This window comes from Rhizobium sp. NZLR1, from assembly GCF_017357385.1.
GTDB lineage: Bacteria > Pseudomonadota > Alphaproteobacteria > Rhizobiales > Rhizobiaceae > Rhizobium.
The window spans coordinates 1,982,310-2,007,132 of the sequence record NZ_CP071632.1 but is presented as its reverse complement, the minus strand read 5'-3'; the positions used below and the strand labels follow the sequence as shown (position 1 = coordinate 2,007,132).

The window sequence follows — 24,823 nt, the reverse complement described above, 5'->3', positions numbered from 1 at the left end:
CATGCCCATGATTTCGAAAATCCTCATCGCCAATCGCGGGGAAATCGCCCTTCGCGTGCTTCGGGCCTGCAAGGAGCTCGGCATCGCCTGCGTCGTGGTTCATTCCACCGCCGACGCCGATGCCATGCATGTGCGGCTTGCCGACGAAAGTGTCTGCATCGGCCCGCCCTCCTCGCGCGAGAGCTATCTCAATATCCACCAGATCGTCGCCGCCTGCGAGATCACCGGCGCCGACGCCGTGCATCCGGGCTACGGCTTTCTGTCGGAGAATGCCAAGTTCGCCGATATTCTCGAAGCCCACGGCATCACCTTCATCGGGCCGACGGCGGATCATATCCGCATCATGGGCGACAAGATCACCGCCAAGACGACGGCGCTGGAACTCGGCATTCCCGTCGTTCCGGGCTCGGACGGCGAAGTGAAGACCGAAGAGGATGCGCTGAAGACGGCTGCTGAAATCGGCTATCCCGTGCTGATCAAGGCAACGGCCGGCGGCGGCGGACGCGGCATGAAGGTCGCCAAGAGCGAGGCCGACGTGATCGAGGCCTGGTCGACGGCGCGCACCGAAGCGGCGGCCGCCTTCGGCAACGATGCCGTCTATATGGAAAAATATCTCGGCAAGCCGCGGCACATCGAAATCCAGGTGTTCGGCGACGGCGAAGGCAATGCCATTCATCTTGGCGAGCGCGACTGCTCGCTGCAGCGGCGACACCAGAAGGTCTGGGAAGAGGCGAATTCGCCGGCGCTCAACGTCGAGCAGCGGATGAAGATCGGCCAGGTCTGCGCCGACGCCATGAAGAAGCTGAAATATCGCGGCGCCGGCACGATCGAATTCCTCTACGAGAATGGCGAGTTCTATTTCATCGAAATGAACACCCGCCTGCAGGTGGAGCATCCGATCACGGAAGCGATCACTGGCATCGACCTCGTGCACGAGCAGATCCGCGTCGCCTCCGGCGGCGGTCTTTCGGTGACCCAGGATGAAGTGCATTTTTCCGGTCATGCCATCGAATGCCGCATCAATGCCGAGCACCCGCGCACCTTCGTGCCCTCGCCCGGCACGATCACGCATTTTCACGCTCCGGGTGGTCTCGGCGTACGCATCGATTCCGGTGCCTATCAGGGCTACAAGATCCCGCCTTATTACGACAGCCTCATCGGCAAGCTGATCGTGCACGGCCGCACGCGCGTCGAATGCATGATGCGGCTGCGCCGAGCACTCGACGAATTCGTCGTCGACGGCATCAATACGACGCTGCCGCTGTTCCAGGATCTCGTCTCCAACCAGGATATCGCCAACGGCGACTACGACATCCACTGGCTGGAAGACTACCTCGCCAACACACCGGCGGCATAGGGCGGGAATGGCAGGATCGCGCAGGAAGTCACCAGGCATCACTCCTGAAATCCTCCTGCGCGCCTATTCCATCGGCCTCTTCCCGATGGCCGAATCCGCCGACGACCCGGAAATTTTCTGGGTCGAGCCGGAATTGCGCGGCGTGCTGCCGTTCGACGATTTCCACGTGTCGAAGAGCCTTGCCAAGACGGTGCGCCGAAAACCCTTCGAGATCCGTTTCGATTACGCTTTCGATCAGGTGATCGCGGCTTGCGCGGAAGAGACCTCCGGGCGCCCGAGCACCTGGATCAACAGAACGATCAGATCCCTTTACTCGACGCTGTTCGACATGGGCCATGCCCATACCGTCGAAGCCTGGGACGGTGATGATCTGGTCGGCGGTCTCTATGGCGTCTCGCTGGGCTCGGCCTTCTTCGGCGAAAGCATGTTTTCGCGGCGAACGGATGCCTCGAAAATCTGCCTCGTGCATCTGGTCGAGCGGCTGCGGGAAAAAGGTTTCACCCTGCTCGATACACAGTTCACCACCGAACACCTGAAGACGTTCGGAGCGATAGACGTTCCGAAGGCCGATTATGCCAATATGCTTGCCACGGCGATGGAGTCGCCACACATTAAGTTTTAAGCTCCGAAAGATCAGGCGACGGCGGTTAGCCGGATGCCGCGGCGCCCGGCAGTCGAGTTTATTTGCTCGGAGTCCCGGCGCTCAACAGCGCCCGGACCAATGCCGCCTGGCTGCGGACGCCTGTTTTGTCGAAGATGCGCTGCAACTGGGTGCGCAACGTGTTGACACTGACCCCAAGCTGATCGGAGGCGGCGGCGAGGTCGTGGCCATCGACGATCAGGCGAGCAAGCCGGGTCTGCGCCGGCGAGAGGCCGAAGACCTCCCGCGCGCTCGCAATCCGACGCACCACCGTCTCGGCGTCGTCGAAGGAAACCAGCGCCTTGCCGTCCTCGAGCAGGACCCAGCAGTAGAGCGGAATCCCCGCCGCGTCCTCGCCGAGCGCCACCGACCAGGCCTGCTTCGGCGCGATGTTCAAAGGTCTCTGGCTCTGCAACTCATGGAATGCCAGGCGCACCGCCTCGCGCAGCGCGACGTCGCGATCACGCCGCCGGGCGCGCAAGCGGCCGGCAGCGGCGACGAGCCCCGGATGGCCGCGAATCCGTTCCCGCGCCAGCCGGTTCGTCCAGAGGATTTTTGCATCCGCGTCGACCTCGATCAGCGAGCATCTCGCCTCCTCGACGCTGCTCTCCATCATTACCATGCAGCCGATCTTCCAGGCGCCGCCGATCCGGTGAAGTATCCGCAGTTGGCGCTTGCGATCCTCGCCGGTGTCGCTGCCGATCTGATCGAAGGTCACCCAGGCCATGTTGGCGTCAACGACGATGTTGACTTTTTCCCAGCGGACGCGCCCCTCGAAGGCGTGTTTCTCCGGGAATCGCTCCACGATCTTCTTGATCCGCGCCGCGATCGGGTCCCAACCTTCGTCCACCCGGACGCCCAGCGAGGCGAAGGCTTCCATCCGCCGGGTCTGCGGCGACTGCATCCAATGGCTCGCCAGCGCCTCGAAGTCCCGCTGCAGCCAGGCCTCGGTTTCGGCGCGGATCACCGCCATGATCGACGCCCGGTCAGCCTCGCTGTCGTCCATCTCCCGTTCCCCAGTGACAAGGGATCGCAGCATAGCATGATCGGTCTGTCTGACCATGACGACGCCTCATGCCTTGATGACGCCAGCCAGAAACAGCGTCACGCCGGCGGTCGTTGCGATCAGGCCGAGTAACCGAAGCCCCAAGGGCGGCGGCAGGGTGATCTGATTTCGGTAGTATCGGCCCTCGGCCGCGGCGTCCATCTGTGTGGGGCGGCGGTGGTTCGGCATGTGAGCAGCGACGAGACTCTGAAGATCCATTTGATGCCTCCTGGTTCGGGGCTTCATCTGAAACATTCTCGCACGCATCCGAGCCGTACCCTGTCATGCAGGCGGACGACATCGGGCTCAGAAGATCACGCTTGCCGCTGGGCCTCCCTTTGCACGAAGTAAGGAAATCGAAGACGTCATTGCGATCGTCACGAAGCACCTGCAGTTCGACGAAGGGAAGGTCTGGCGCGTTGGCGGGACGCTTTTTAGCGGGCTGTCGCCTTGGTGCCGTCAGGAGCCGGGACGTCCGAGTTAGCCTTGCAGTCCTTCAGCCAGACGTCGTAGATCGGGTGTTCGACGGCGTTAAGGCCCGGGCTGGCGGCGAACATCCAGCCGGTGAAGATGCGGCGGATCTTGCGGTCGAGGGTGATCTCGTCGACCTCGACGAAACCGTCGATCTTCTGTGCTTCGGCCTGGTCGCGCGAATAACAGGCCTTCGGCGTCACCTGCAGCGCGCCGAACTGAACCGTCTCGTTGACATAGACGTCGAAGGTGGTGATACGGCCGGTGATCTTGTCGAGGCCGGAGAAGACGGCTACCGGATTTTCGATGCGTGCAGCATTCGCCGCAACTGGCGGAAGCAAGGCCGAGAGCGCCAGCAGCGATCCGGCGGCACGCAGCACCCTGTTCCGCGTGAAGAGCTTCATGTGTACCCGTCTCCAGACATTCTTCGTTCGCAGCCGCGGTCAAGCGCGGCCAACCTGCGGGTAAAGGTCAATTGTGGCCAAAAGCCGGGTTTGGGATTGCCCGGTCGAGCCGTCTCAGTTGCCCGGCGTCCAGGCGTCGTAATCGCCGGTGACGCGGGGACGCTCACCCGGAACGGCGATTGAGCCTGGCGGACGGTAAGCCTGCGCAGAACCGGTGAAATTGGGGCGATGCGCCTTCTGCCATTCCTTGGCGACGTAGGTCTCCTTGGACGGCGGAACATCGGTGCGATGATGCATCCAGCCATGCCAGCCCGGTGGAATGGCGGAGGCATCGGCATAACCCTTGTAGATTACCCAACGCTTCGGCAGGCCGTAGGAAGACATGCCGCCTTCGTAATAGACGTTGCCGAATTCATCCTCGCCGACGCGCTTGCCGAAACGCCAGGTCGCAAAACGCGTGCCCATCGTCTGACCGTTCCACCAGGTAAAGGTCTGAACCAGAAGATTCCACATGTCTTTTCCTTGTGCCCGTCAGATGCGAGCCAAACCAGAATTCGTTTTCTCGCTTATGCCGTCGCCAAGCCGAATTGTCCAGCGATTCCACGACAAGCACCGGTCATTTCAAAGCCATCTTGAAGCCGAGATGCGAGGGCTTGAAACCCAGTCTTTCATAGAAACGATGGGCATCCTTGCGGATCGCATTCGAGGTCAACTGCACCAATCGCACGCCGCGGCCTTTTGCCTCGGCAATGGCGAATTCGATCATCCGTGCGCCGATCCCCTGCCCGCGCATATCGGCCCGGGCCTGCACCGCCTCGATGATCATCGCCGAGGAACCGCGGCCGGTCAGCGAGGTCGTCACCATCATCTGGAAGGTGCCCACGACCTCACCTCCGCACTCCGCGACATAAAGCGCCTGGTCGGGCGAAGCCTCGATGGCTGCGAAGGCCCTGAGATAATCGGCAAAGGCGTCGGGATCGATCGTATCGCCATGACCACCGAGCGCATCGGCTGCGAATAGAGCCACCAGAGCCGGCAGATCCTGCGGCCGCGCTTGGCGAACGACAATGTCGGACAACGCGGACGCCATGGACTCAATTCCCTTCGAGCGGTTTTTCGAAAATCAGCGTGGGAATGCCGGATTGCCCGGCCCCGCCATTCTCGTTGCGTCCAACCTCGGTGAAGCCGTGCGCGTGATAGAAGGCGATCGCTGCCACGTTCTGCGGCTCGACTTCGAGACGCATGATTTCCGCATCCGGGAAGCAGCTTTCGAGTTCGGCGAAGAGATCGCGGCCGATGCCCTGGCGTTGCAGCGCCGGCCTGACATAGAGAAGATGCAGCATGACTGTCTTCGCCAGTTCAGGCGACATCGCCGCATACCCCATGCCGCCGATAGTGCGGCCATCGTCGGCAACGAGGAATTCAGCGTCCTTTCGCACCAGGCGCGTCTTCAGTGCGGCGAGAGAAAAGAGCTGGGTGGTGAGCTCATCCACCCTGGCCCTGCCATGCAGACCGTCATAGGTGGCGTGAAAGCTCTCTACCAGCAGGACGCGGACCTTTTCCAAGTCACGCTCGCCGGCCGTGCGGACGAAATACACCGCTTATTCCTCGATGCCGAGCTTCGCCTTGACGAGCGCCTGGACGGCCTGCGGATTGGCCTTGCCACCGGTCGCCTTCATCACCTGGCCGACGAACCATGCGGCCAGGGTCGGCTTCGCCTTGACCTTTTCCACCTGATCGGGATTGGCGGCAATGATCTCGTCCACGGCCTTTTCGATCGCGCCTGTATCCGTCACCTGCTTCATGCCGCGCGCTTCGACGATCTCGGCGGGATCGCCGCCCTCGCTCAGCACGATTTCGAAGAGGTCCTTGGCGATCTTGCCGGAAATGGTTCCAGCCTTGATGAGATCGATGATGGCGCCGAGCTGGACCGGCGAAACCGGTGTCTGCTCGATATCCTTGCCGGTGCGGTTCAGCGCGCCGAGCAGGTCGTTGATCACCCAGTTTGCCGCCATCTTGCCGTCACGGCCTGCAGCCACCGCCTCGAAATAATCGGCGATCGCCTTTTCGGAGACGAGCACCGAGGCGTCGTAGATCGACAGACCGAGTTCGCGCACGAAGCGCTCCTTCTTGTCGTCAGGCAATTCCGGCAGATCGGCTGCGAGCGCGGTGACGAAGGCATCGTCGAATTCGAGCGGTAGCAGGTCCGGATCGGGGAAATAGCGATAGTCGTGCGCATCCTCCTTGGAGCGCATGGAGCGCGTCTCGCCCTTGTTTGGGTCGAAGAGCCGCGTCTCCTGATCGATCTTGCCGCCATCCTCCAGAATACCGATCTGACGGCGGGCTTCGTATTCGATCGCCTGGCCAATGAAACGGATGGAGTTGACGTTCTTGATTTCGCAGCGCGTGCCGAAATCTTCGCCCGGACGGCGGACGGAGACGTTGACGTCGGCACGCATCGAACCTTCGTCCATGTTGCCGTCGCAAGTGCCGAGATAACGCACGATCGAGCGCAGCTTGGTCATATAGGCCTTGGCCTCGTCGGACGAGCGCATGTCGGGCTTGGAGACGATCTCCATCAGCGCGACGCCGGAGCGGTTCAGATCGACATAGGACATGGTCGCGTGCTGGTCGTGCATCGACTTGCCGGCATCCTGCTCCAGATGCAGGCGCTCGATGCCGATCTCGATATCCTCGAACTGGCCCTGGCGGTCCGGCCCGAGCGAAATGACGATCTTGCCCTCGCCGACGATCGGATCCTTGAACTGCGAGATCTGATAGCCCTGCGGCAGGTCGGGATAAAAATAGTTCTTGCGGTCGAAGAGCGAGCGCTTGTTGATCTGGGCTTTGAGGCCGAGACCGGTGCGCACGGCCTGCCTGACGCATGCCTCGTTGATGACCGGCAGCATGCCGGGCATGGCGGCATCGACCAGCGAGACATTCGAATTCTGCGGTTTGCCGAATTCCGTCGAGGCGCCGGAGAAGAGCTTCGAATTGGACAGCACCTGGGCATGGACTTCCAAGCCGACGATGACTTCCCAGTCGCCGGTGGCGCCGGGGATGAAGCGTTTCGGATCGGGCGTGCGGACGTCGACAAGGGTCATCTGATGCTCTTTGCAGGCTGTTCTTTTCCACTGGTGAGGTAAAGGAAATGGCGTGCCGGTGCAAGGCTTTCGCGGAATCGCATGGCAGTTGCCGCCGGCCGCTTCTGCCCGCAGAGAAAGGCCGCTTTGCACCAGGAGCGGCCATGCATTTCATGGACACGAACCGATGGACAAGAGTTTCGACCGCCCCGATTGTCGATACCATAGTGATCTCTATCTTCAGTAAAAATACCTTGGACCGAAAGCTCCCATGGCAAGACTGAAGGAAATCGTGGTTGATTGCGACGTCCCCTCACGGGTTGCTCGTTTCTGGGCGGCTGCGCTCGATGGTTATGAAGTGATGCCTTATGACGATGAGGAGTTGGCCCGCCTCGCCGCGATAGGACTGACGCCCGACACGGACCCGACCGTGATGGTCGATGGTCCCGGAACACGCCTTTGCTTCCACCTTCGCCAAGGAGAACGTCCAGCCCGCAACCGTGTTCATCTCGATATCGCCGCTGACGATCGGGAGAAAGAAGTGAAACGGCTCTTATCCCTCGGCGCGACATTGGTGCGCGAGACGGATGCTTACTGCGTATTGAATGATCCCGAAGGCAATAATTTTTGCGTCACGTCCGATTGTCCGCCATAGGCTTAACCGCATCCGGCGGCATTTGTCAGAATTCCTGCCCGTATCCGCCCTTACCGTCCGAAACCAGCGTTTTCGTCAGCCCGACCGAGGGCACGTCGCGGTCGAGCTTCGGATTATAGGCGACCGAGAGCCAGTGGATGCTGTAGCCGTGTTTCCGGAAGAAGCCGATCGCCTCGTTGTTGCCGGAATGGGTCTGCATCGCCGCCTTCTCGAAACCTCGATCAGCGATCTCCTTTTCGATCCGCTCAAGGAGGGCGGAGCCCAGCCCCTGGCGGGCGAAGACGGGATCGATCCAGAAATCCGAGATGTTTTCGTCCAAACCCTCGCGCGCCGCCCAGCCTGCGACCTGGCCATTCTGCTCGACGACGGTGATAGTCAGCCAGTCGTTTTCCACGAAGTTGCGAAAGGCGTTGCGGGCTGCGTCGATCATCGCGTGCGATTCGCCGATCGCCGCCATCGCCTTTTGCCAGGCCCTCAGCCCGATCTCGCTCAATAGCACCGCTTCGCCGTCGCGGGCATTGCGAATGTGGATCAACGACACCTCCGCGTTATCACGCAACTAGACCATTGAGTCGCCGAATTTACCAGTACCCCCTGGGGGGTGATGGCTGGAAACTGCGGTACTCAGCCGGTTTGATCGGCAAGCACGGTCTTGACCACCATTTCCGCGCTGAATAAAAAACCTTATCGAGGTGTTTTATGTTGAGCCTGTCACAGACCCGGTAAAGGCCCTGCCCGCAAGTCCGCTTGCGCGCATGGGCCCGAAAAAAACGAAGCCCTGACGTTCGAAAGAGCGCCAGATCGTTTTTGTGCGCCCTGCAGGGCGCGATACCGGATCTCAACACATGGACATTTCCCGCACGGAGCAGCGCATCCTGCATCTCATGGCCCAAGGCGGCCGCATCGAAATTTCTCGCGACGACGACAGGAAGATCGAGGCAGTCAGTTGCTTCACCCGCGACGGCTGGCTCTATCCCGGCGTCGATCTCGATCTCTTTCGCAGGCTGAAGCGGCTGAGAGCGATCAAGTCCTCCAGCGGCCAGCCCTACCGGATCACCGAAAGAGGACTGAGTTTGGTCAGGGCGCAATTGAACAACAGGTAATGCACTCAGCCACCCTGACTACGCTCGAACCGGCGCGGTCAGGGTGTCGTCTCAAGCCTTTGCGGAAAGTTCCGACCGCATCGCCGACCATTCGTCGGCCATCGTGCCCGTGCCGCGCGTCTTGCCGGCTCGGCGATACCAGTAATCGGCATTCCAGTCGTCGCCCTCGATGCGATGGCAAAGCGCATGGCCCCAGTCGAACGGCTGTTGACCTTCGTGGCGCTGGCAGATTTCGTGTACCGCCTGCCAATCCGCGCCCATGGTGAAACCGGCGGCAGCAAGACTGTCGATTGCCTCGATCAATCGCGCAAGATCAATGCTCGCCATAAGCTCCTCCTGGTTCCCGTTATCGATCAGCCAGCCGCTTCTTAAGATGCACCTTTTCGAGGTCGACGCCGCTCGTGGAAGAGCCGGATCGTTGGATTCGTTACCACCACTTCGCCGGCGTAAACCGGCCGGCTGCCTGCTCGATGACGTGGGCGGTCTTGAAAAGGGTTTCCTCGTCGAACGGCTTGCCGATCAGTTGCAGCCCGAGCGGCAGGCCCTTCTGGTCGACGCCAGCGGGCACGGCGATGCCCGGCAGGCCCGCCATGTTGACCGTCACCGTGAAGATGTCGTTCAGATACATCTTCACCGGATCGGAAGCGAGGTTCTCATCGGCGACGCCGAAGGCAGACGACGGTGTTGCCGGTGTCAGGATGGCATCGACGCCGGCGTCGAAGGCGAGTTCGAAATCGCGCTTGATCAGCGTCCGGACCTTCTGGGCGCGGATGTAATAGGCATCGTAATAACCGGCCGACAACACATAGGTGCCGATCATGATGCGGCGCTTGACTTCCTTGCCGAAGCCGGCAGCCCGCGTCTTCTCGTACATGTCGACGATATCCTTGCCGTCGACGCGCAAGCCGTACCGGACGCCGTCGTAGCGCGCCAGGTTCGAGGATGCCTCGGCGGGAGCGACGATGTAATAGGCCGGAAGGGCGTATTTGGTGTGCGGCAGCGAGATGTCGACGATTTCGGCGCCGGCATCCTTCAGCCAGGCGATGCCCTGGCGCCAGAGGGTCTCGATTTCCTCAGGCATGCCATCGACACGGTATTCGTTCGGAATGCCGATCCTCATGCCCTTCAGCGACTGGCCGAGAGCTGCCTCGTAATCCGGCACCGGCAGATCGACCGAGGTCGTGTCCTTGGCGTCGACGCTTGCCATCGACTTCAAAAGGATTGCGGCGTCGCGCACGTCGCGGGCGATCGGGCCCGCCTGGTCGAGCGAGGAGGCGAAGGCGACCGTGCCCCAGCGCGAGCAGCGGCCATAGGTCGGCTTGATGCCGACGGTGCCGGTGAAAGCGGCCGGCTGGCGGATCGAGCCGCCGGTATCGGTCGCGGTGGCGCCGGCGCAAAGATGCGCGGCGACGGCTGCTGCTGAGCCGCCGGAGGAGCCGCCCGGAACGAGCTGCTGGTTGGAGCCCGCAGCACGCCAGGGATTGATCACCGGGCCGTAGTGCGAGGTTTCGTTGGACGAACCCATGGCGAATTCGTCCATATTAAGCTTGCCCAGCATGACGGCGCCGTCATCCCAGAGGTTCTGCGTGACGGTCGATTCATAACGCGGCTCGAAACCGTCGAGAATGTGGCTGCAAGCCTGGGTGTGCACACCGACGGTGGCGAAAAGATCCTTGATGCCGAGCGGAATGCCCTCGAGATCGCCTGCCTTGCCGGCAGCGATACGCTCGTCGGAGTTCTTCGCCATGACCCGGGCGAGATCGGGCGTGACCTTTATATAGGCATTCAGATGAGCATTGGCCGCATCGATCGCCGAGATATAGGCCTCGGTCAGTTCGAGTGCGGTGATCTCCTTGGCGCGCAGCTTCTGGCGGGCTTCGGCAATGGTCAGGCTGGTGAGTTCGCTCATCGTATTTTCGCTTCAGATCTGGAAATGGCAACAGGGTCGGAAAGAGGCGTTGAGCCCTATTCGACGACTTTCGGCACCAGGAAAAAATTGTGGTCGGTGACGGGGGCATTGGCGACGATATCGGCGGCCTTGCTGCCGTCGGTCACCGCATCGGTCCGCTTCTTCATCGCCATCGGGGTGACGGATGTCATCGCCTCGACGCCATCGACATTGACTTCGGAGAGTTGCTCGACGAAGCCGAGGATGCCGTTCAGCTCGCCGACCATGCGATTTGCCTCGTCTTCGGAGACGGCAATGCGGGCAAGGTGGGCAACGCGCTTCACGGTGGCAAGGTCGACGGACATGGCATTCTCCGGATAGGATTTTTCCTACCCGCTATAAAGGCCATGTCCGCCCGGTGCAACGGGATTTCGTCAGATCGACAGGCTCTCGGCGGGCTTCAGCGCCTTCACATCAGTCTCCGATCCTTCCATGCCGGCAACGAATTTATCGGCCGTCTGCTCGATGATCGGGAAGGTACCGTAGTGGCAAGGGATCGCGGTCTTGAAGCTGAAATAGCGCCGGCAGGCAAGGGCTGCCACGGCGCCGCCCATGGTGAAGCGGTCGCCAATCGGCACGAGGCCGATATCGGGCTGGTGCAATTCATTGATCAGCGCCATGTCGGAGAAGATGTCGGTGTCGCCCATGGCAAGGATCGAGGCTTCGTCGTCGAAATGCAGCATCAGGCCGTTGGCGTTGCCGAGCGCATGCGAGACGCCGTCCTCGGTGATATGCGCGGAGGAGTGCAGCGCATTGGTGAAGGTCGCCGAGAAGCCGCCGAGCGCGATCGTGCCGCCGGTATTGCCCATCTCGATCTTGTCGACGCCCCTGGAGCCGAGCCAGGCGGCGAGATCGGCATTGGCGAGAACGACGGCGCCGGTTTCCTTGGCAAGCGCCACGGTATCGCCGACATGGTCGCCATGGCCATGCGTCAGCAGGATATGGGTGACGCCTGCCGAAACATCCTTGATATCCTGGCCGGAAAAGGAGGCGTTATAGCTGAGGAATGGGTCGAGCAGGATTTTCGCCTTTCCAGTCTCGATGCGGAAGGCGGAATGGCCGAGCCAGGTGATCTTCATGAAATGTCTCCTTTATTACGCAATGCAAAAGCGGGTTTCGATGGGAAATCCGGATGATCTTGGCCGGATCAGCCTCAATCTCAATCCGCATCTCAATCAGGGAATTGGAGCATGACGTCGTCCGAAAACCGTTCACACTTTTCGGCATCATGCTCTAAGGACATATCTTATGCGGCCGCAAAGAAAAGCAGCGGCGACTTCAATTTCTTTTGACGGGATGAAATGGCGATGACGGTGCTGACGATCGAGGAAATGGCCGAGACGCTTGCCCCGCGGCAGGCGATTGCCGGCCTCGATCTCGGCACCAAGACGATCGGGCTTTCGATGTCCGATCTCGGGCGGCGTTTCGCCACGCCCCGCACGCTGATCCGGCGCGTTAAGTTCACCATCGATGCCCAGGCGCTGCTGGATTTCGCGGCAGCGGAAAAGGTCGCAGGCTTCGTCATCGGCCTGCCGATGAATATGGACGGATCGGTGGGTCCGCGGGTGCAGGCAACGCGCGCCTTCGTGCGTAACATGGAGCAGAAGACAGCCCTGCCCTTCGTCTATTGGGACGAACGGTTATCGACGGTGGCGGCCGAGAGGACGCTGCTTGAAATGGACGTGTCGCGCGCCAAGCGGGCCGAACGGATCGATTCGGCCGCGGCAAGCTTTATCCTTCAGGGCGCGCTCGACAGGCTTTCCTTGCTGGCAAGGTCGGAAGACGAATTCAGCTGACGCGCCTTCCACCAGGCAATGATCGATTGGCGTTTCCGGAAGCCCATGATGGCGAAGACGACAAGGCTGTCGACTGCGATCGCGCGGGCAACGAGCGGCGGGATGCTCTCCGGCGGAATTCCCAATACCTCGCCATACAGCTGGAACGTCAGGTCATGCACCTGCCGCGTCAACATGAAAATGCCGAAGCTCATGTCGTAATAAGAGAGCCAGTACCATCCGCCCAGAAAGACGATAGGGCCGGCCCAGAAGACCAGAAACCACCTCATGCGGCCTCTCCTCCATGCTTGCGCGAGACGGGCAGATCGAGGGAGACCAACCAGGTCGACAATGCCATGGCGCAAAGCACCAGCGTCGGAATTGCGATATCCAGCGCCAGCACTGCGAAAAACATCATCGCCGTTACGAAAAACAAGGCTTTGGCGATTTTGGTTCCCATGGCGTCAACTCGGGGCTCTACTCATTCCATCTCTGCTCGCCACCACACTGTCGGGTTAACTGCGGCCAGGCAACGTAAACCATTTGTTAAGGTTAACGCGGCAGCCGCCCCTGTGGATAAGACAGGTATTAGCCGTAGACGCCGCGCACGACGCGCTTCAGCGCCATCGCCGCCTTCTCCCAATCCTTTGATGTCTTCAGCGACAGACCGGCGCACTGCCCGCCGGCCGAGGCGGCAAGCACGAGGTGCTGGATCGCAGCGATGACGACGGCGTTGACGGCTGTTGCATCGACGCCCTTCGGCGGCGTCAGCGAGCCGCGCATGCGCTCCAGCCAGAGAGCCAGCGCCTTCGAACGCGCTTCCGACAGCCGCCTCACCTGCTCGGTGTTTTCCGATATTTCCCAGGCGAGGATGCGGCGCATCAGCGGATCGTTTCTCAAGGCGTCGAGAAGGAGAAGCGACAGCCGCTCCATCAGGTCGCCATAGGTGAGCAGGAACATGCCGCCGGCGTCTTCCGGAATGCGATCCTTCACCCATGTGCCAAGATCGGCGCCGATCGCCTCGACCAGTCCGTCGAGACCACCGTAATAGCGATAGATCAACTGCTTGTCGCAACCGGCGCGGCGCGCGACCGCATTGATGCCGAAATTCTGGAAGCCTTCCTCGGCCAGCAGGCCTTTGGCGCCGGCAAGGATTGCCCGCTCGGTGGCGCCGCGATCACGCACGCGTCGTTCCGGCTCGCCGCCGGGCTCGGACGAAATTTCAAATTTTGCCGCTTCATCAAGCACGACCGACCCTTCCCCGCTGTCACCAATCGGTGAGTAGCGGGGCGGCATCATCCGATCAATCCTATCCCCTTGGGAAGACTGTGGATATTCCATCCCGGCCAATGATTTGGGGAGAAAAGGATGCAGAAGACTGCATACCGGAGCGATCGGATCTGCTCAGAAATCTCGTCCGGGCGGTTGATCGCGATGGACGAACCCGGCATAGCTGCATTATGAACAATTCTAATATTCTCCGCTAAGGCCCTGCAATGGTGAACTATATCGAAGCCTCTTCCGCGCCCTCGAAGAATACGGGCGCTATTCGGCTTTACGACGCGCAAGCATTCGAGGGTATGCGTAAGGCGTGCCAGCTGACGGCGCGCTGCCTCGATGCGCTGGCCGACATCGTCAAGCCGGGGCTGGTGACCGATGACATCGACCGCTTCGTCTTCGATTTCGGGATGGATCACGGCGCCCAGCCGGCGACACTGAACTATCGCGGCTACACCAAATCGACCTGCACCTCGATCAACCATGTCGTCTGCCACGGCATTCCGAACGACAAGCCGCTGCGCGAAGGCGATATCGTCAATATCGACGTCACCTTCGTGCTCGACGGCTGGCACGGCGATTCGAGCCGGATGTACCCCGTCGGCACGATCAAGCGCGCATCCGAGCGATTGCTCGAGGTTACTTATGAAGCGCTGATGCGCGGTATTGGTGCCGTCAGACCCGGGGCCCGCACCGGCGCAATCGGCGAGGCGATCCAGACCTATGCCGAGGCCGAGCGCTGTTCGGTGGTGCGCGATTTCTGCGGCCACGGCGTCGGCCGGCTGTTCCACGATTCGCCGAATATCCTGCATTACGGCCGCGCCAACGAGGGGCCCGAGCTGCGCGAAGGCATGATCTTCACCATCGAGCCGATGATCAATCTCGGCCGGCCGCATGTGAAGGTTCTTGCCGACGGCTGGACGGCGGTAACCCGCGACCGGTCGCTTTCGGCGCAGTACGAACATACCGTCGGCGTTACCTCGGGCGGCTGCGAGATCTTCACCCTGTCGCCGGGTGGGCTCGATCGCCCCGGCCTGCCGTCGTTTGCCGGGTGACGATCCGATGGCAAAGCGGCCTGTTGCGACATCTTCCGACGACGAGCTGCCTTTCGAGACGCAGGAGCCCATTGCCGCCGACGAACGCTCGTTCTTCGGCGGACGCTCGCAACAACCGTCCGTGCCGAATGCCAAGGCCGCCCTGCCCGCCTCGCTCGCCGGCCAAGAACATTATCACGGCCATCGCGAGCGGTTGCGTGACCGCTTCCGCGAGCTGGGCGACACCGCGCTTGCCGACTACGAAATCCTCGAACTGCTGCTTTTCCGCCTGATCCCGCGGCGCGACACCAAGCCGATCGCCAAGGCGCTGATCGAACGGTTCGGCTCGCTCTCCGGCGTCTTCGGCGCGCCGGCGGCTTTGCTGACGGAGATAAAGGGCGTCGGCGAAGCAGTGGCGCTCGACCTGAAGCTGATCTCGACGATTGCCCACCGAACCCTGAAGAGCGAGCTCAGGAGCAAGCAGATTCTCTCCTCGTGGTCCTCAGTTATAGAGTACTGCCACGCCGCCATGGCGCACGAGACCCGCGAACAGTTCCGCATCCTCTTCCTCGACAAGCGCAACGTGCTGATTGCCGATGAGGTCCAGGGCCGCGGCACGGTCGACCACACGCCGGTCTATCCGCGCGAGGTGGTGAAACGCGCGCTCGAGCTTTCGGCAACGGCGATGATCCTCGTCCACAACCACCCCTCCGGCGACCCGACGCCGTCACGCGCCGACATCGACATGACGAAGGTGATCATCGAGGCGGCCAAGGCGCTCGATATCACCGTCCACGACCACATCATCATCGGCAAGGACGGCCATGTCAGCCTGAAGGGGCTGAAGCTGATCTGAAAAGCGCAGGGGCGGCTGAATCGGCGGTCGTAAAACAATCTGTAACATTGACCGGCTACCGATAGACGGGCGACATCTTTGCGTCGCAAATGATTCCTTTTCCAATCCGGGGCCAGATGATGCTTCAGTACGATCTCGTTGTGGTGGGTAGCGGTCCTGCAGGGCGCCGCGGCGCGATCCAGGCTGCAAAACTCGGCAAGAAAGTGCTTGTCATTGAGCAGGGCAAACGCGTCGGCGGCGTGTCCGTGCATACCGGCACCATCCCCTCCAAAACGCTGCGCGAGACCGCGCTCAATCTTTCCGGCTGGCGCGAACGCGGCTTCTACGGCCGGTCTTACCGCGTCAAGGAAGAGATCAGTGCAGATGATCTGCGCCGACGCCTGCTGATTACGCTCAACCACGAGGTCGAGGTGCTGGAACACCAGTTCGCCCGCAACCGCGTGCAGCATATTCGCGGCAAGGCGAGCTTCATCAATCCATCGACGCTGCAGGTGATCAAGGATGACGGTGAGATTACCCAGGTCACCGGCGCCAGCGTGCTGCTTGCAGTCGGCACGAAGCCGTTCCGCCCCGATTACATACCCTTCGACGGCAAGACCGTTCTCGACAGCGACGAACTGCTCGATATCCAGGAGCTGCCGCGCTCAATGGTCGTCATCGGCGCCGGCGTCATCGGCATCGAATATGCGACGATCTTCAGTGCGCTCGACACGGCCGTCACCGTGATAGACCCGAAGGCGACGATGCTCGACTTCATCGACAAGGAAATCGTCGAGGATTTCACCTACCAGCTGCGCGACCGCAACATGAAGCTGCTGCTCGGCCAGAAGGCCGACAAGGTGGAGACGCTGGAAGGCGGCAAGGTCGAGCTGACGCTCGACAGCGGACGGCGCCTGACGACCGACATGGTGCTGTTCGCCGCTGGCCGCTTGGGGGCGACCGATGCGCTGAACCTACCAGCCATCGGCCTCGAAGCCGACAGCCGCGGCCGTCTCAAGGTCAATCCGGAAACCTTCCAGACATCGGTTGCCAACGTCTACGCCGCCGGCGACGTCGTCGGCTTTCCGAGCCTTGCCTCGACCTCGATGGAACAGGGCCGCATCGCTGCCCGCGTCGCAATCGGCGCGGTCGCCAAGGAACCGCCGAAATATTTCCCCTACGGTATCTATGCCGTGCCGGAGATTTCCACCTGCGGCCTGACCGAAGAAGAGATGAAGGAGCGCGGCATTCCCTATGAATGCGGCATCGCCCGCTTCCGCGAGACCTCGCGCGGTCATATCATGGGCCTCGACACCGGGCTTTTGAAGCTGATCTTCTCGCTGAAGACGCGGCGCCTGCTCGGCGTGCATATCGTCGGCGAAGGCGCCACCGAGCTGGTGCATATCGGCCAGGCGGTGCTCAATCTCAAAGGCACGGTCGAATATTTCGTCGAAAACACCTTCAACTATCCGACACTCGCCGAAGCCTACAAGATCGCCGGCCTCGACGCCTGGAACCGGATGGGCGACATCAAGTCGGAACTCTGAGGGTCTCTCATAGACGGCGGGCTTTCGTGTAAATCCGGCCGTCAAAACGGAGCCGAACGGCATTGCGCATCATTTCGCTGAATGCATGGGGCGGCAGGCTGCATGAGGCCCTGATCGACTATGTCGCGCAGGCCGATCCGGATGTGCTCTGCCTGCAGGAGGTGCTGCGGGCGCCGGGTGCGGATGACCGATGGTCGATCTATCGGGATGCGGGACTGGAGCTGCCCCAGCGCGCCAATCTGTTTGCAGAGATCAGCGCCGCCCTGCCCGGCCACGACGGCTTCTTCTGCCCGACATCGAGAGGCGAGCTGTTTAACGGCGATACTGCCATTACCGCCGAATTCGGGCTGGCGACCTTCGTGCGCAAATCGTATTCGGTCATTACCCAAGGGCTGGACTTCGTGCATGGCAGTTTTTCCGCCAATGGCTGGGGCGAACATCCGCGGCCACGGAACGCCCATTGCATCCGTCTCTTCAGCCATGAGCGCGCCTCTACCGTGACCATCGCCCACATGCATGGCCTGCGCGATCCCGCAGGCAAGGGCGATACGGCGGCGCGCCAGGAACAGGCCGCAGCGCTGGCGGCGCTCATCGAGCGGATCTGGCCGGGCGACGAAGGGCTCGTCGTCTGCGGTGATTTCAACGTATTGCCTGACAGCGCGACCTTTACGATTCTCGCCAGATTAGGGCTTTCGGATCTCGTCACCGGAAACGGCCTTGCAGACACGCGGACCTCCTACTATCTGAAGCAGGGCCGCTTTGCCGATTACATGCTGGTTACACCGGGGGTGAACATTGTCAAGTTCGAGGTGGTCGAGGCGCCCGAGGTCTCCGACCACCGCGCATTGCTGCTCGATGTCGGGTAGTATATTGAAGAAGTTGCCGTGCGAAACGTTTTGCATGCAACGCGCGTTTTTACGCCTTAGTTTGACCTCTTGAATCGCATTGATACGTCATGCCTGATATATGGCTTCAACACTATTTTGCTCCGGCAAAAGCTTCTGAAGAAAGATAGATACTCTTGTCCCATGTCTTGGAAGCTGCGCGTCGACGTTTTCAGCTGATCCTGATCAAGCCGTCGCATTATGACGATGACGGCTACGTCATCCGCTGGTGGCGGGCGATGATTCCCTCCAATTCGCTCGCGGCGCTCTACGGCATCGCCGCCGAATGTGCCGAGCGTCAGGTGCTCGGGCCCGACACCGCGATCGATATCACCGTGATCGACGAGACCAATACGCGGATCGATGTCGCCGGGCTGCTCGCACAGTTCAAGCGCCACGACAATTTCGGCATGATCTCGCTGGTCGGCGTTCAGACCAATCAGTATCCGCGCGCGCTTGATATCGCCCGGCCGTTCCGCGAGGCCGGCCTGCCGGTTTCCATCGGTGGTTTCCATGTTTCCGGCTGCCTGTCGATGCTGGATGGCCAGGCGGTGGGGCTCGACGCCTGCCGTGACATGGGCATCTCGATGTTCGCCGGTGAAGCCGAAGGGCGGCTGGAGATGGTGCTGCGTGATGCGGCCGCCGGCGAGCTGAAGCCGCTTTACAATTTCATGAACGACCTTCCCGGCATCGGCGGCACGCCGGTTCCGTTCCTGCCGAAGGACAATATCCAGCGCACGCTCGGGCTCAGCACCAGCTTCGATGCCGGACGCGGCTGTCCCTACCAGTGCTCGTTCTGCACCATCATCAACGTGCAGGGACGCAAGTCGCGCTTCCGCTCGGCTGACGACGTCGAAAAGCTGGTGCGGATGAACTGGGCGCAGGGCATCCACAAATTCTTCATCACCGACGACAATTTCGCCCGCAACAAGGATTGGGAGGCGATTTTCGACAGGCTGATCGAACTCAAGGAGCGGGACGGCATTCCGCTCGGCCTGATGATCCAGGTCGACACGCTCTGCCACAAGATTCCCAATTTCATCGAGAAATCCCGGCGCGCTGGCGTTACCCGCGTCTTCATCGGCCTCGAAAACGTCAATCCGGACAATCTGACAGCGGCCAAGAAGAACCAGAACAAGATTACCGAATACCGCAAAATGCTGCTCGCCTGGAAGGCGCAGGGCATCATGACGCTGGCCGGTTATATCCTGGGCTTCCCCGCCGACACGCCGGAATCGATCCGCCGCGACATCGCGATCATCCAGGACGAACTGCCGCTCGACGTCATCGAATTCTTCATCCTGACGCCGCTGCCCGGTTCCGAGGACCATCAGGTGTTGTGGAAGAAGGGCATCGAGATGGATGCGGATCTCAACATCTACGATGTCGAGCACGTCTGCACGGCACATCCGAAGATGAGCAAGCAGGAGTGGGAAGACATCTATCACGAGGCCTGGGCGCTCTATTATTCGCCGAAGCACATGAAGACCCTGCTGCGCCGTGCTGTGGCGACCGGGGTACCGCTCGCAAGGCTCGTCAAGGTTCTCGTCTCCTTCGCAACCACCGTGCCGCTGGAAAATGTGCATCCGTTGCAAAGCGGCTTGCTGCGCCTGAAGACGCCGGCGGAGCGGCGCCCGGACCTGCCGCGCGAAAATCCGCTGGTGTTCTGGCCGCGCTTTGCCTGGGAAACCTTCCGAAAACATGCTTCGCTTGCCGGTACGATCATCGGCCTGACGATTTCGGCATTCCTGATCTCACGGGATGCCAAGTCGAAGACCTATATGGATCAGGCCTTGACGCCGGTCGCCGACGATGAGGAAGAGACACTCAGCCTCTTCACCAAGACCGCTGGCGGCACCGCGGCGGTCAACCATATTCGCAAGGTGGCGGAACTGACCCACGGCCGATCTGCCGCGCATTGACCGGCATCTCTTGCAGCGGCGGCTCATACGCTGTCAGCCGGAATCATTGACGACAACGGAGTCGAAGCCTGGAGCTCCGACTTCCGTTACGCTAAGCGACCTGGATTATCTGACTTGTCTCGGCCACTTGCAGTGTGTCGACGAATTCGACGATCTTGACCGGTTTCCCGTCCCTGAAATGGATCTTGTCGACGAATTCCGTATAGAAGCTCGCACCCGATGGGATGTGCCTGACCTCACCCTCGCGATGGGCGAAGACCATATGCTCGTCCTCGTCCACATAGATGCCGACTGTCTTGATATTGGATAGATCCCACACAGTGATGAGTTGCTCTATCACTTGGCGAAAGGCATGCCCGCCGGATTCAGTTGAAAAAGGCGCCAACCGTGTATTGCCGGCCATCCGGAAGGTGCAATCCTCGCCGATCAGCGCCAGCGTGCCCTCGATATCGCCGCGGTCGCGCACAGCGTAGATTTCTTCCACGCATTTCTTCATGTCATGTTTTGCGGTCATTTTCCGGTCCTCCCACCGTCAGCGAAATCTGCATCGAATTATACTTTAACGCAACTATCTGTTGCCGGGAATACAACTCGATAGTGGGAGACCCTCGAGACTGAACGGCCCCGGATAATAGAAAAAGGCCCCGCACGATGGCGAGGCCTTGCAGACTTCAGAACTGAAAAGCGATTATTCGGCGCTTTCGTCAGCCGCCTTCTTCTTCGGAGCAGCCTTCTTCTTCGGAGCGGCTTCCTCGCCTTCGCCGGCGTCGGCAGCTTCGGCCTTGGCGGCAGCCTTCTTCTTCGGGGCGGCCTTTTTGGTCTCAGTCTTAGCCTCGCCTTCTTCCTCGGCGAGCAGCTCTTCCTTGGTCACCTTCTTGTCGGTGACGTCGATTTCGGTCAGCAGGTGATCGATGACCTTCTCTTCGAAGATCGGCGCGCGGATCGACGCGGCGGCACCCGGCTGGCTGCGGAAGAATTCGAGGATCTGCTTTTCCTGGCCCGGATACTGGCGCAGCTGTTCGTAGATCGCACGCTGCATTTCGTCTTCGCTGACTTCGACGCCGGCCTTTTCGCCGATTTCGGAGAGAACGAGGCCGAGGCGGACACGACGCTCGGCGAGCGTCTTGTATTCCTCACGTGCCTTCTCTTCGGTCGTGTCTTCGTCCTCGAAGGTCTTGCCGGACTGGGCGAGGTCGTTGTTCACCTGGCTCCAGATGCCGTTGTATTCGGCATCGACGAGCGAGTTCGGGGTCTCGAACTTGTACATCTCGTCGAGCTGGTCGAGGATCTGGCGCTTCAGCTTCTGGCGGGTCAGCGAGCCGTACTGCGATTCGATCTGGCCGCGAACGATTTCCTTCAGGCGGTCGGCGGATTCGATGCCGAGCTTCGAGGCGAGTTCGTCGTTGATCTCGACAGCGGCAGGTGCTGCAACATCCTTGACCGATACGTCGAAGGTCGCTTCCTTGCCGGCGAGGTTCTTGGCCGGATAGTCAGCCGGGAAGGTCACGGTGATGGTCTTCTCGTCGCCAGCCTTGGCGCCGACGAGCTGGTCTTCGAAGCCAGGAATGAAGCGGCCGGAGCCGAGCACCAGTTCGGCGCCCTGGTCGGTGCCGCCTTCGAAGGCTTCGCCGTCGACCTTGCCGACGTAGTCCATGGTGATGCGGTCGCCGTTCGCGGCCTTGCCGGTCTTGGTCTCGTAGGCGCGAGCGCTTTCGGCGACCTTCAGGACCTGCTCGTTGACTTCGTCGTCCGAGATGTCGATGACTTCGCGTGTGACCTTGATGCCCTTGACCGACTTCAGTTCGATCGGCGGCAGCACTTCATAGGAGAGCGTGAATTCGAAATCCTGCTCGGCGGCGAGGATCTTGTCAGCTTCATCCTTGTCTTCGGTCATGGCGATTTCCGGCTGCGTGGCCGATTTTTCGCCGCGGCTGGACAGGATGGCGGACGGCTGCTCGCGGACGATCTCGTTGACGAGGTCGGCCATGATCGACTTGCCGTAGACCTTCTTCAGGTGAGCAGCGGGTACCTTGCCCGGACGGAAGCCGTTGATGCGAACCTTGTCCTTCACATCGGCAAGACGCTCATTCATCTTGTCTTGCATGTCCTTGGCCGGGATAACGACCTTGATTTCGCGCTTCAGCCCTTCAGCGAGCGTTTCGATAACCTGCATGTCTTCCTACCTTCATTTCGTGGCGGCCGTGCCCAGACGCCGTTCGTTTCAATGAGCACGACGCCGGCCGAGTGCCGCGCGTGGCTTTTCCCAATTCCTGTATCATTCCGCCCAAGGGGGAACGGCACTCGCGGGCTATTCGGGATAACTCTCGGCTGCCCTGCGGCAACCGATTTTAGTCTCCCGCCTGCAAACAGCTTGGTGCGGGTAGAGAGACTTGAACTCCCACGCCTTGCGGCACCAGAACCTAAATCTGGCGTGTCTACCAATTTCACCATACCCGCGTTCACAAAACCGCATGCTTATGCCTGCACATGAGGCCTTCCGGAGCGCGGCGTCTCTATATCACCCGATTTGGTCGAGGCAAAGGAAAAATGAACGGCAAATGACAGGGATTTCCCGCCCGGAAGCCGTCTTCTTCCGAACTGCCGCCGGATCAGTAAAGCGGCTCGTCGTAAACCGGCTTGCCGTCAACGAGAAGACTGCGGATTTGTGCGCCTCCCGCTGGCGAAACGCGCACCGCGATTGCGACATTGCCGTCAGTGCGAACCTCCTCGATCGGCTTGCCCTCGCCTTCGGGAACGTAGTAGCGCTCGATACCGTATTCGACGCGGATGCTGTCGGCCGCGGCCAGTCCGCCACTGTAGAATGGCTGGCTGCGCAGAATCACCGTCTCCGGTAGCGGTGGCAGTCCGTGAAAGGACGATTCGGTCACCGTCCAGAAACCATCCTCCTGCTTCTTCAACCGGACCCATAAAGTCCGCTCGCCGGGCTCGACCGGAATACCGCCGGAAACCGTCTGCACCGGCACCGAGGAAATGTCGTAGTTCAAGACGACATAGTCGCCGCGCAGGAAATCGCGCGGATCGACCGGCGCCGTTTTCAGCAGCACCTCGGCGCCATCGGCGAGGATTGACGCCCGGCTCTGGATGATCGTGCCGAGGATAAGGGTCTGCAGGCCGGCGACGACGATCGCCGAAAGCAGATAGCCCTTTCCGGATTGCAGCCTTGCCATGAACGAGCTCATACGCGCTCCCCCTGTGCATTCGCCGAAAAACGCCGCTCGAGACGGATGACGATCCAGGCAACCAGTGCGACCACGAGACCGGAGAACAGGAAGAGGCTCGACGTGCCGAGGATCGAGCCGACCGTGACGGAAGCGAGATAAAGCATTTCGGCGGCAAACGTGGTGTAGGCGAGATAACGCACCGCACCGTTGTCCCTGCCATGCAGGGCAATCGCCAGCACTGAAGCGGCAAGCGTCGCCAGGCCGAGCACCACCAGCCGCCAGCCGTCCTCGATTTCGAAATGCAGCAGCAGCAAGCCGATCGCAGCGACAAGGAAGCTGTAGAAGGCCGGGGCCGCACCGGCGCTCCTGAGCAGGGAGGTAATCCGCGGGAGCGGCAATGCCGTCAGGACGAAGGCCGCCATGCCGCCGATCGCGAAGGCGAGCGCCACGGCGATTTCCTCATAAAGCGTATAGAGCCAGGCAAGCCAACCGATCAAAAGCAGATAGGCCAGATGGCGGGCCCGCTCGGCGCCGGTATACCGCACCAGCCCGATAATGATCACCGCCATAACCGGCGCCATCCAGGGATCGAGTCCTATCCAATGTGTGTCGTGATTCTCGAGATAGACGGCGAAAGACGCCCAGGAGAGGAAGCCGGCGACGACGGCCACTGCGCCCGAACGGAACAGGATCGCGGAAATCGTCGCAATCGCGAACCAGAGATACATCACCGTCTGCTCATCGCCGGAGAGATGATACATCTGCCCGACCAGCGAGATGGCGCCGCCGAAACTCATCGCGCCGATGATCAGCAAGCCGCTTGCCGCCGCTGTCGCACCGCGGGCGAGCATCCGAGCGGCGGCAATATGCACCACCCAGATCAGGGCAAGGATGACGCCGACGCGGACGAGGCGCGGAATAGCCTCCCAGTTGGAGGCGACGACCAGCAGGATGGCGGCTGCAAGCAGTACCGCCGCCAGCGCCATCAGCACCCGCCCGAGGCTGAAGCTTGCCGGGCGGCTGTCATATTCGGCGAGAAGCGCGCCTGCCGTTTCCTGCCCCAGCAGGCCCTTGCCTACCCAGAGTGAGAGATCCCGCTCCAATCTGCCGCGATACATGCTCCACCCCTCATTTCCGCAACGCCGCTGCGGCGCTACGGCTCACGCCGTTATAGACGCAGCACGGGTGTTCGCAAACGCTCTTGCGCAAATATACAACTTCCTCATTGGTCTAACTTGTACCGAGCATTAACCGGCCGCTAACCTCAGAAGCGCTAATATCAGCATATGGACGGAGAGGTATGCGCCGATCGCATATCACTCATGAGTTTATTGCACTGCAAAATAATCATTAGTCATACTATTTATCGAACCATAGAAGCACGGGGATGGCGCCCCGGCCCGGCTTCAGCCGGACGCCCGCGGATCTCTTGGTCCGTGACGATATTCGCAGCCGCGCACTCCTCCTCCCAGCGCGCTGCGATAGGCTGGCAACACTCCTCCTCCCAGTTGCCGGTCACCATAACGCGCCCGCCGGATCCTCCCCCGGCGGGCGTTTTTGTTCGGCAAAAACTGAATTAAAGCATTGGCGGTCCGAGGATTTCCGCCGTTTGGCGCCGGCCTGCCGCATTGCCGTCACACCGCACCGGCAACGCTGCGGA

29 protein-coding genes and 1 tRNA gene are annotated in these 24,823 nt (G+C 61.0%); 10 read left to right on the top strand and 20 right to left on the bottom strand.

The genetic code is table 11. The features are described 5' to 3' along the window. Position 1: 1 nt before the first annotated feature. Together accC and aat are read left to right on the top strand one after the other, a co-directional pair. Entirely contained in the window at positions 2 to 1,357 is a 1,356-nt protein-coding gene (gene accC, locus J3O30_RS10055) for an acetyl-CoA carboxylase biotin carboxylase subunit (protein WP_207584004.1), read from the top strand. A gap of 7 nt (positions 1,358 to 1,364) precedes the next feature. After that, on the top strand, positions 1,365 to 1,979 hold the full coding sequence (aat, locus tag J3O30_RS10050; RefSeq protein ID WP_207584003.1) for a leucyl/phenylalanyl-tRNA--protein transferase: 615 nt from the start codon (positions 1,365 to 1,367) through the stop codon (positions 1,977 to 1,979). A 58-nt stretch (positions 1,980 to 2,037) separates the two neighbouring features. On the opposite strand, the gene J3O30_RS10045 is transcribed toward aat, so the two are convergent. The 7 genes from J3O30_RS10045 to gatB all read right to left on the bottom strand — a co-directional run bounded on the left by J3O30_RS10045 (position 2,038) and on the right by gatB (position 7,021). Beyond that, a complete protein-coding gene (locus J3O30_RS10045) occupies positions 2,038 to 3,060 on the bottom strand; it encodes a helix-turn-helix transcriptional regulator (protein ID WP_207584002.1) in 1,023 nt (340 codons plus the stop codon). Positions 3,061 to 3,069: 9 nt separating this feature from the next. After that, a complete protein-coding gene (locus tag J3O30_RS10040) occupies positions 3,070 to 3,261 on the bottom strand; it encodes a hypothetical protein (protein WP_207584001.1) in 192 nt (63 codons plus the stop codon). Positions 3,262 to 3,476: 215 nt separating this feature from the next. Then, entirely contained in the window at positions 3,477 to 3,917 is a 441-nt protein-coding gene (locus tag J3O30_RS10035; protein WP_164009333.1) for a DUF2155 domain-containing protein, read from the bottom strand. A gap of 114 nt (positions 3,918 to 4,031) precedes the next feature. Beyond that, positions 4,032 to 4,430, bottom strand: coding sequence for an NADH:ubiquinone oxidoreductase subunit NDUFA12 (locus J3O30_RS10030; RefSeq protein ID WP_207584000.1), 399 nt, complete (start codon positions 4,428 to 4,430; stop codon positions 4,032 to 4,034). 103 nt (positions 4,431 to 4,533) lie between these two features. Beyond that, positions 4,534 to 5,007, bottom strand: a complete 474-nt coding sequence (locus tag J3O30_RS10025) for a GNAT family N-acetyltransferase (RefSeq protein ID WP_207583999.1) — start codon at positions 5,005 to 5,007, stop codon at positions 4,534 to 4,536. 4 nt (positions 5,008 to 5,011) lie between these two features. Further along, complete coding sequence (locus J3O30_RS10020; protein ID WP_207583998.1) at positions 5,012 to 5,515, bottom strand: GNAT family N-acetyltransferase; 504 nt, start codon at positions 5,513 to 5,515, stop codon at positions 5,012 to 5,014. Positions 5,516 to 5,518: 3 nt separating this feature from the next. Then, positions 5,519 to 7,021, bottom strand: a complete 1,503-nt coding sequence (gene gatB / locus J3O30_RS10015) for an Asp-tRNA(Asn)/Glu-tRNA(Gln) amidotransferase subunit GatB (protein ID WP_207583997.1) — start codon at positions 7,019 to 7,021, stop codon at positions 5,519 to 5,521. Positions 7,022 to 7,271: 250 nt separating this feature from the next. On the opposite strand from gatB, the gene J3O30_RS10010 reads away from it, so the two are divergent. Beyond that, positions 7,272 to 7,655, top strand: coding sequence for a VOC family protein (locus J3O30_RS10010; protein ID WP_207583996.1), 384 nt, complete (start codon positions 7,272 to 7,274; stop codon positions 7,653 to 7,655). Positions 7,656 to 7,680: 25 nt separating this feature from the next. Here J3O30_RS10010 and J3O30_RS10005 read toward each other — a convergent pair whose 3' ends face one another. Next, positions 7,681 to 8,190, bottom strand: coding sequence for a GNAT family N-acetyltransferase (locus tag J3O30_RS10005; RefSeq protein WP_207583995.1), 510 nt, complete (start codon positions 8,188 to 8,190; stop codon positions 7,681 to 7,683). Positions 8,191 to 8,500: 310 nt separating this feature from the next. Here J3O30_RS10005 and J3O30_RS10000 point away from each other — a divergent pair, with 310 nt between their 5' ends. Next, entirely contained in the window at positions 8,501 to 8,758 is a 258-nt protein-coding gene (locus J3O30_RS10000; RefSeq protein ID WP_207583994.1) for a YjhX family toxin, read from the top strand. Positions 8,759 to 8,809: 51 nt separating this feature from the next. Here J3O30_RS10000 and J3O30_RS09995 read toward each other — a convergent pair whose 3' ends face one another. The 4 genes from J3O30_RS09995 to J3O30_RS09980 form a co-directional block, all read right to left on the bottom strand. After that, a complete protein-coding gene (locus J3O30_RS09995; RefSeq protein ID WP_207583993.1) occupies positions 8,810 to 9,085 on the bottom strand; it encodes a hypothetical protein in 276 nt (91 codons plus the stop codon). Positions 9,086 to 9,185: 100 nt separating this feature from the next. Then, positions 9,186 to 10,667: an Asp-tRNA(Asn)/Glu-tRNA(Gln) amidotransferase subunit GatA gene (gene gatA / locus J3O30_RS09990; RefSeq protein ID WP_207583992.1), complete on the bottom strand. Its 1,482-nt coding sequence runs from the start codon at positions 10,665 to 10,667 to the stop codon at positions 9,186 to 9,188. Between the two features lie 56 nt (positions 10,668 to 10,723). Further along, complete coding sequence (gene gatC, locus J3O30_RS09985) at positions 10,724 to 11,011, bottom strand: Asp-tRNA(Asn)/Glu-tRNA(Gln) amidotransferase subunit GatC (protein ID WP_049734290.1); 288 nt, start codon at positions 11,009 to 11,011, stop codon at positions 10,724 to 10,726. A gap of 69 nt (positions 11,012 to 11,080) precedes the next feature. Continuing rightward, complete coding sequence (locus J3O30_RS09980; RefSeq protein ID WP_207583991.1) at positions 11,081 to 11,785, bottom strand: metal-dependent hydrolase; 705 nt, start codon at positions 11,783 to 11,785, stop codon at positions 11,081 to 11,083. Between the two features lie 228 nt (positions 11,786 to 12,013). Here J3O30_RS09980 and ruvX point away from each other — a divergent pair, with 228 nt between their 5' ends. Beyond that, the gene (ruvX, locus tag J3O30_RS09975; RefSeq protein ID WP_207583990.1) at positions 12,014 to 12,502 is read left to right on the top strand and encodes a Holliday junction resolvase RuvX; all 489 of its coding nucleotides are present in this window, start codon (positions 12,014 to 12,016) and stop codon (positions 12,500 to 12,502) included. Here ruvX and J3O30_RS09970 read toward each other — a convergent pair. The 3 genes from J3O30_RS09970 to J3O30_RS09960 form a co-directional block, all read right to left on the bottom strand. Further along, positions 12,445 to 12,771, bottom strand: a complete 327-nt coding sequence (locus J3O30_RS09970; protein WP_207583989.1) for a DUF6105 family protein — start codon at positions 12,769 to 12,771, stop codon at positions 12,445 to 12,447. The genes ruvX and J3O30_RS09970 overlap by 58 nt on opposite strands. Further along, on the bottom strand, positions 12,768 to 12,941 hold the full coding sequence (locus tag J3O30_RS09965; protein WP_207583988.1) for a hypothetical protein: 174 nt from the start codon (positions 12,939 to 12,941) through the stop codon (positions 12,768 to 12,770). Before J3O30_RS09965 ends, J3O30_RS09970 begins: the two co-directional genes overlap by 4 nt. A 128-nt stretch (positions 12,942 to 13,069) precedes the next feature. Next, positions 13,070 to 13,780 (bottom strand): TetR/AcrR family transcriptional regulator, encoded by a 711-nt coding sequence (locus J3O30_RS09960; RefSeq protein ID WP_246762743.1) that lies wholly within the window; start codon positions 13,778 to 13,780, stop codon positions 13,070 to 13,072. 197 nt (positions 13,781 to 13,977) lie between these two features. Between J3O30_RS09960 and map the strand changes: the two genes are divergently transcribed. From map to J3O30_RS09935, 5 genes are all read left to right on the top strand, one after another. Beyond that, positions 13,978 to 14,814, top strand: coding sequence for a type I methionyl aminopeptidase (gene map / locus J3O30_RS09955; RefSeq protein ID WP_207583987.1), 837 nt, complete (start codon positions 13,978 to 13,980; stop codon positions 14,812 to 14,814). 7 nt (positions 14,815 to 14,821) lie between these two features. Further along, positions 14,822 to 15,649 carry a DNA repair protein RadC gene (radC, locus tag J3O30_RS09950; RefSeq protein WP_207583986.1) on the top strand — a complete coding sequence of 276 codons (828 nt, stop codon included), beginning with the start codon at positions 14,822 to 14,824 and terminating at the stop codon, positions 15,647 to 15,649. A 119-nt stretch (positions 15,650 to 15,768) separates the two neighbouring features. After that, entirely contained in the window at positions 15,769 to 17,175 is a 1,407-nt protein-coding gene (gene sthA, locus J3O30_RS09945; protein WP_207583985.1) for a Si-specific NAD(P)(+) transhydrogenase, read from the top strand. Between the two features lie 62 nt (positions 17,176 to 17,237). Continuing rightward, positions 17,238 to 18,041: an endonuclease/exonuclease/phosphatase family protein gene (locus J3O30_RS09940; protein WP_207583984.1), complete on the top strand. Its 804-nt coding sequence runs from the start codon at positions 17,238 to 17,240 to the stop codon at positions 18,039 to 18,041. A gap of 155 nt (positions 18,042 to 18,196) precedes the next feature. Further along, the gene (locus J3O30_RS09935) at positions 18,197 to 19,981 is read left to right on the top strand and encodes a radical SAM protein (RefSeq protein ID WP_207583983.1); all 1,785 of its coding nucleotides are present in this window, start codon (positions 18,197 to 18,199) and stop codon (positions 19,979 to 19,981) included. Positions 19,982 to 20,072: 91 nt separating this feature from the next. Here J3O30_RS09935 and J3O30_RS09930 read toward each other — a convergent pair whose 3' ends face one another. The 5 genes from J3O30_RS09930 to J3O30_RS09910 form a co-directional block, all read right to left on the bottom strand. Then, the gene (locus J3O30_RS09930; RefSeq protein ID WP_207583982.1) at positions 20,073 to 20,495 is read right to left on the bottom strand and encodes a nuclear transport factor 2 family protein; all 423 of its coding nucleotides are present in this window, start codon (positions 20,493 to 20,495) and stop codon (positions 20,073 to 20,075) included. A gap of 174 nt (positions 20,496 to 20,669) precedes the next feature. Beyond that, complete coding sequence (gene tig, locus J3O30_RS09925; RefSeq protein WP_207583981.1) at positions 20,670 to 22,154, bottom strand: trigger factor; 1,485 nt, start codon at positions 22,152 to 22,154, stop codon at positions 20,670 to 20,672. 199 nt (positions 22,155 to 22,353) lie between these two features. After that, a tRNA-Leu gene (locus J3O30_RS09920) sits at positions 22,354 to 22,438 on the bottom strand. A 152-nt stretch (positions 22,439 to 22,590) separates the two neighbouring features. Then, on the bottom strand, positions 22,591 to 23,181 hold the full coding sequence (locus J3O30_RS09915; RefSeq protein ID WP_207583980.1) for a GDYXXLXY domain-containing protein: 591 nt from the start codon (positions 23,179 to 23,181) through the stop codon (positions 22,591 to 22,593). Next, positions 23,178 to 24,281: a DUF2157 domain-containing protein gene (locus J3O30_RS09910; RefSeq protein WP_207583979.1), complete on the bottom strand. Its 1,104-nt coding sequence runs from the start codon at positions 24,279 to 24,281 to the stop codon at positions 23,178 to 23,180. The genes J3O30_RS09915 and J3O30_RS09910 overlap by 4 nt, the downstream gene beginning before the upstream one ends. Between the last annotated feature and the right edge of the window lie 542 nt (positions 24,282 to 24,823).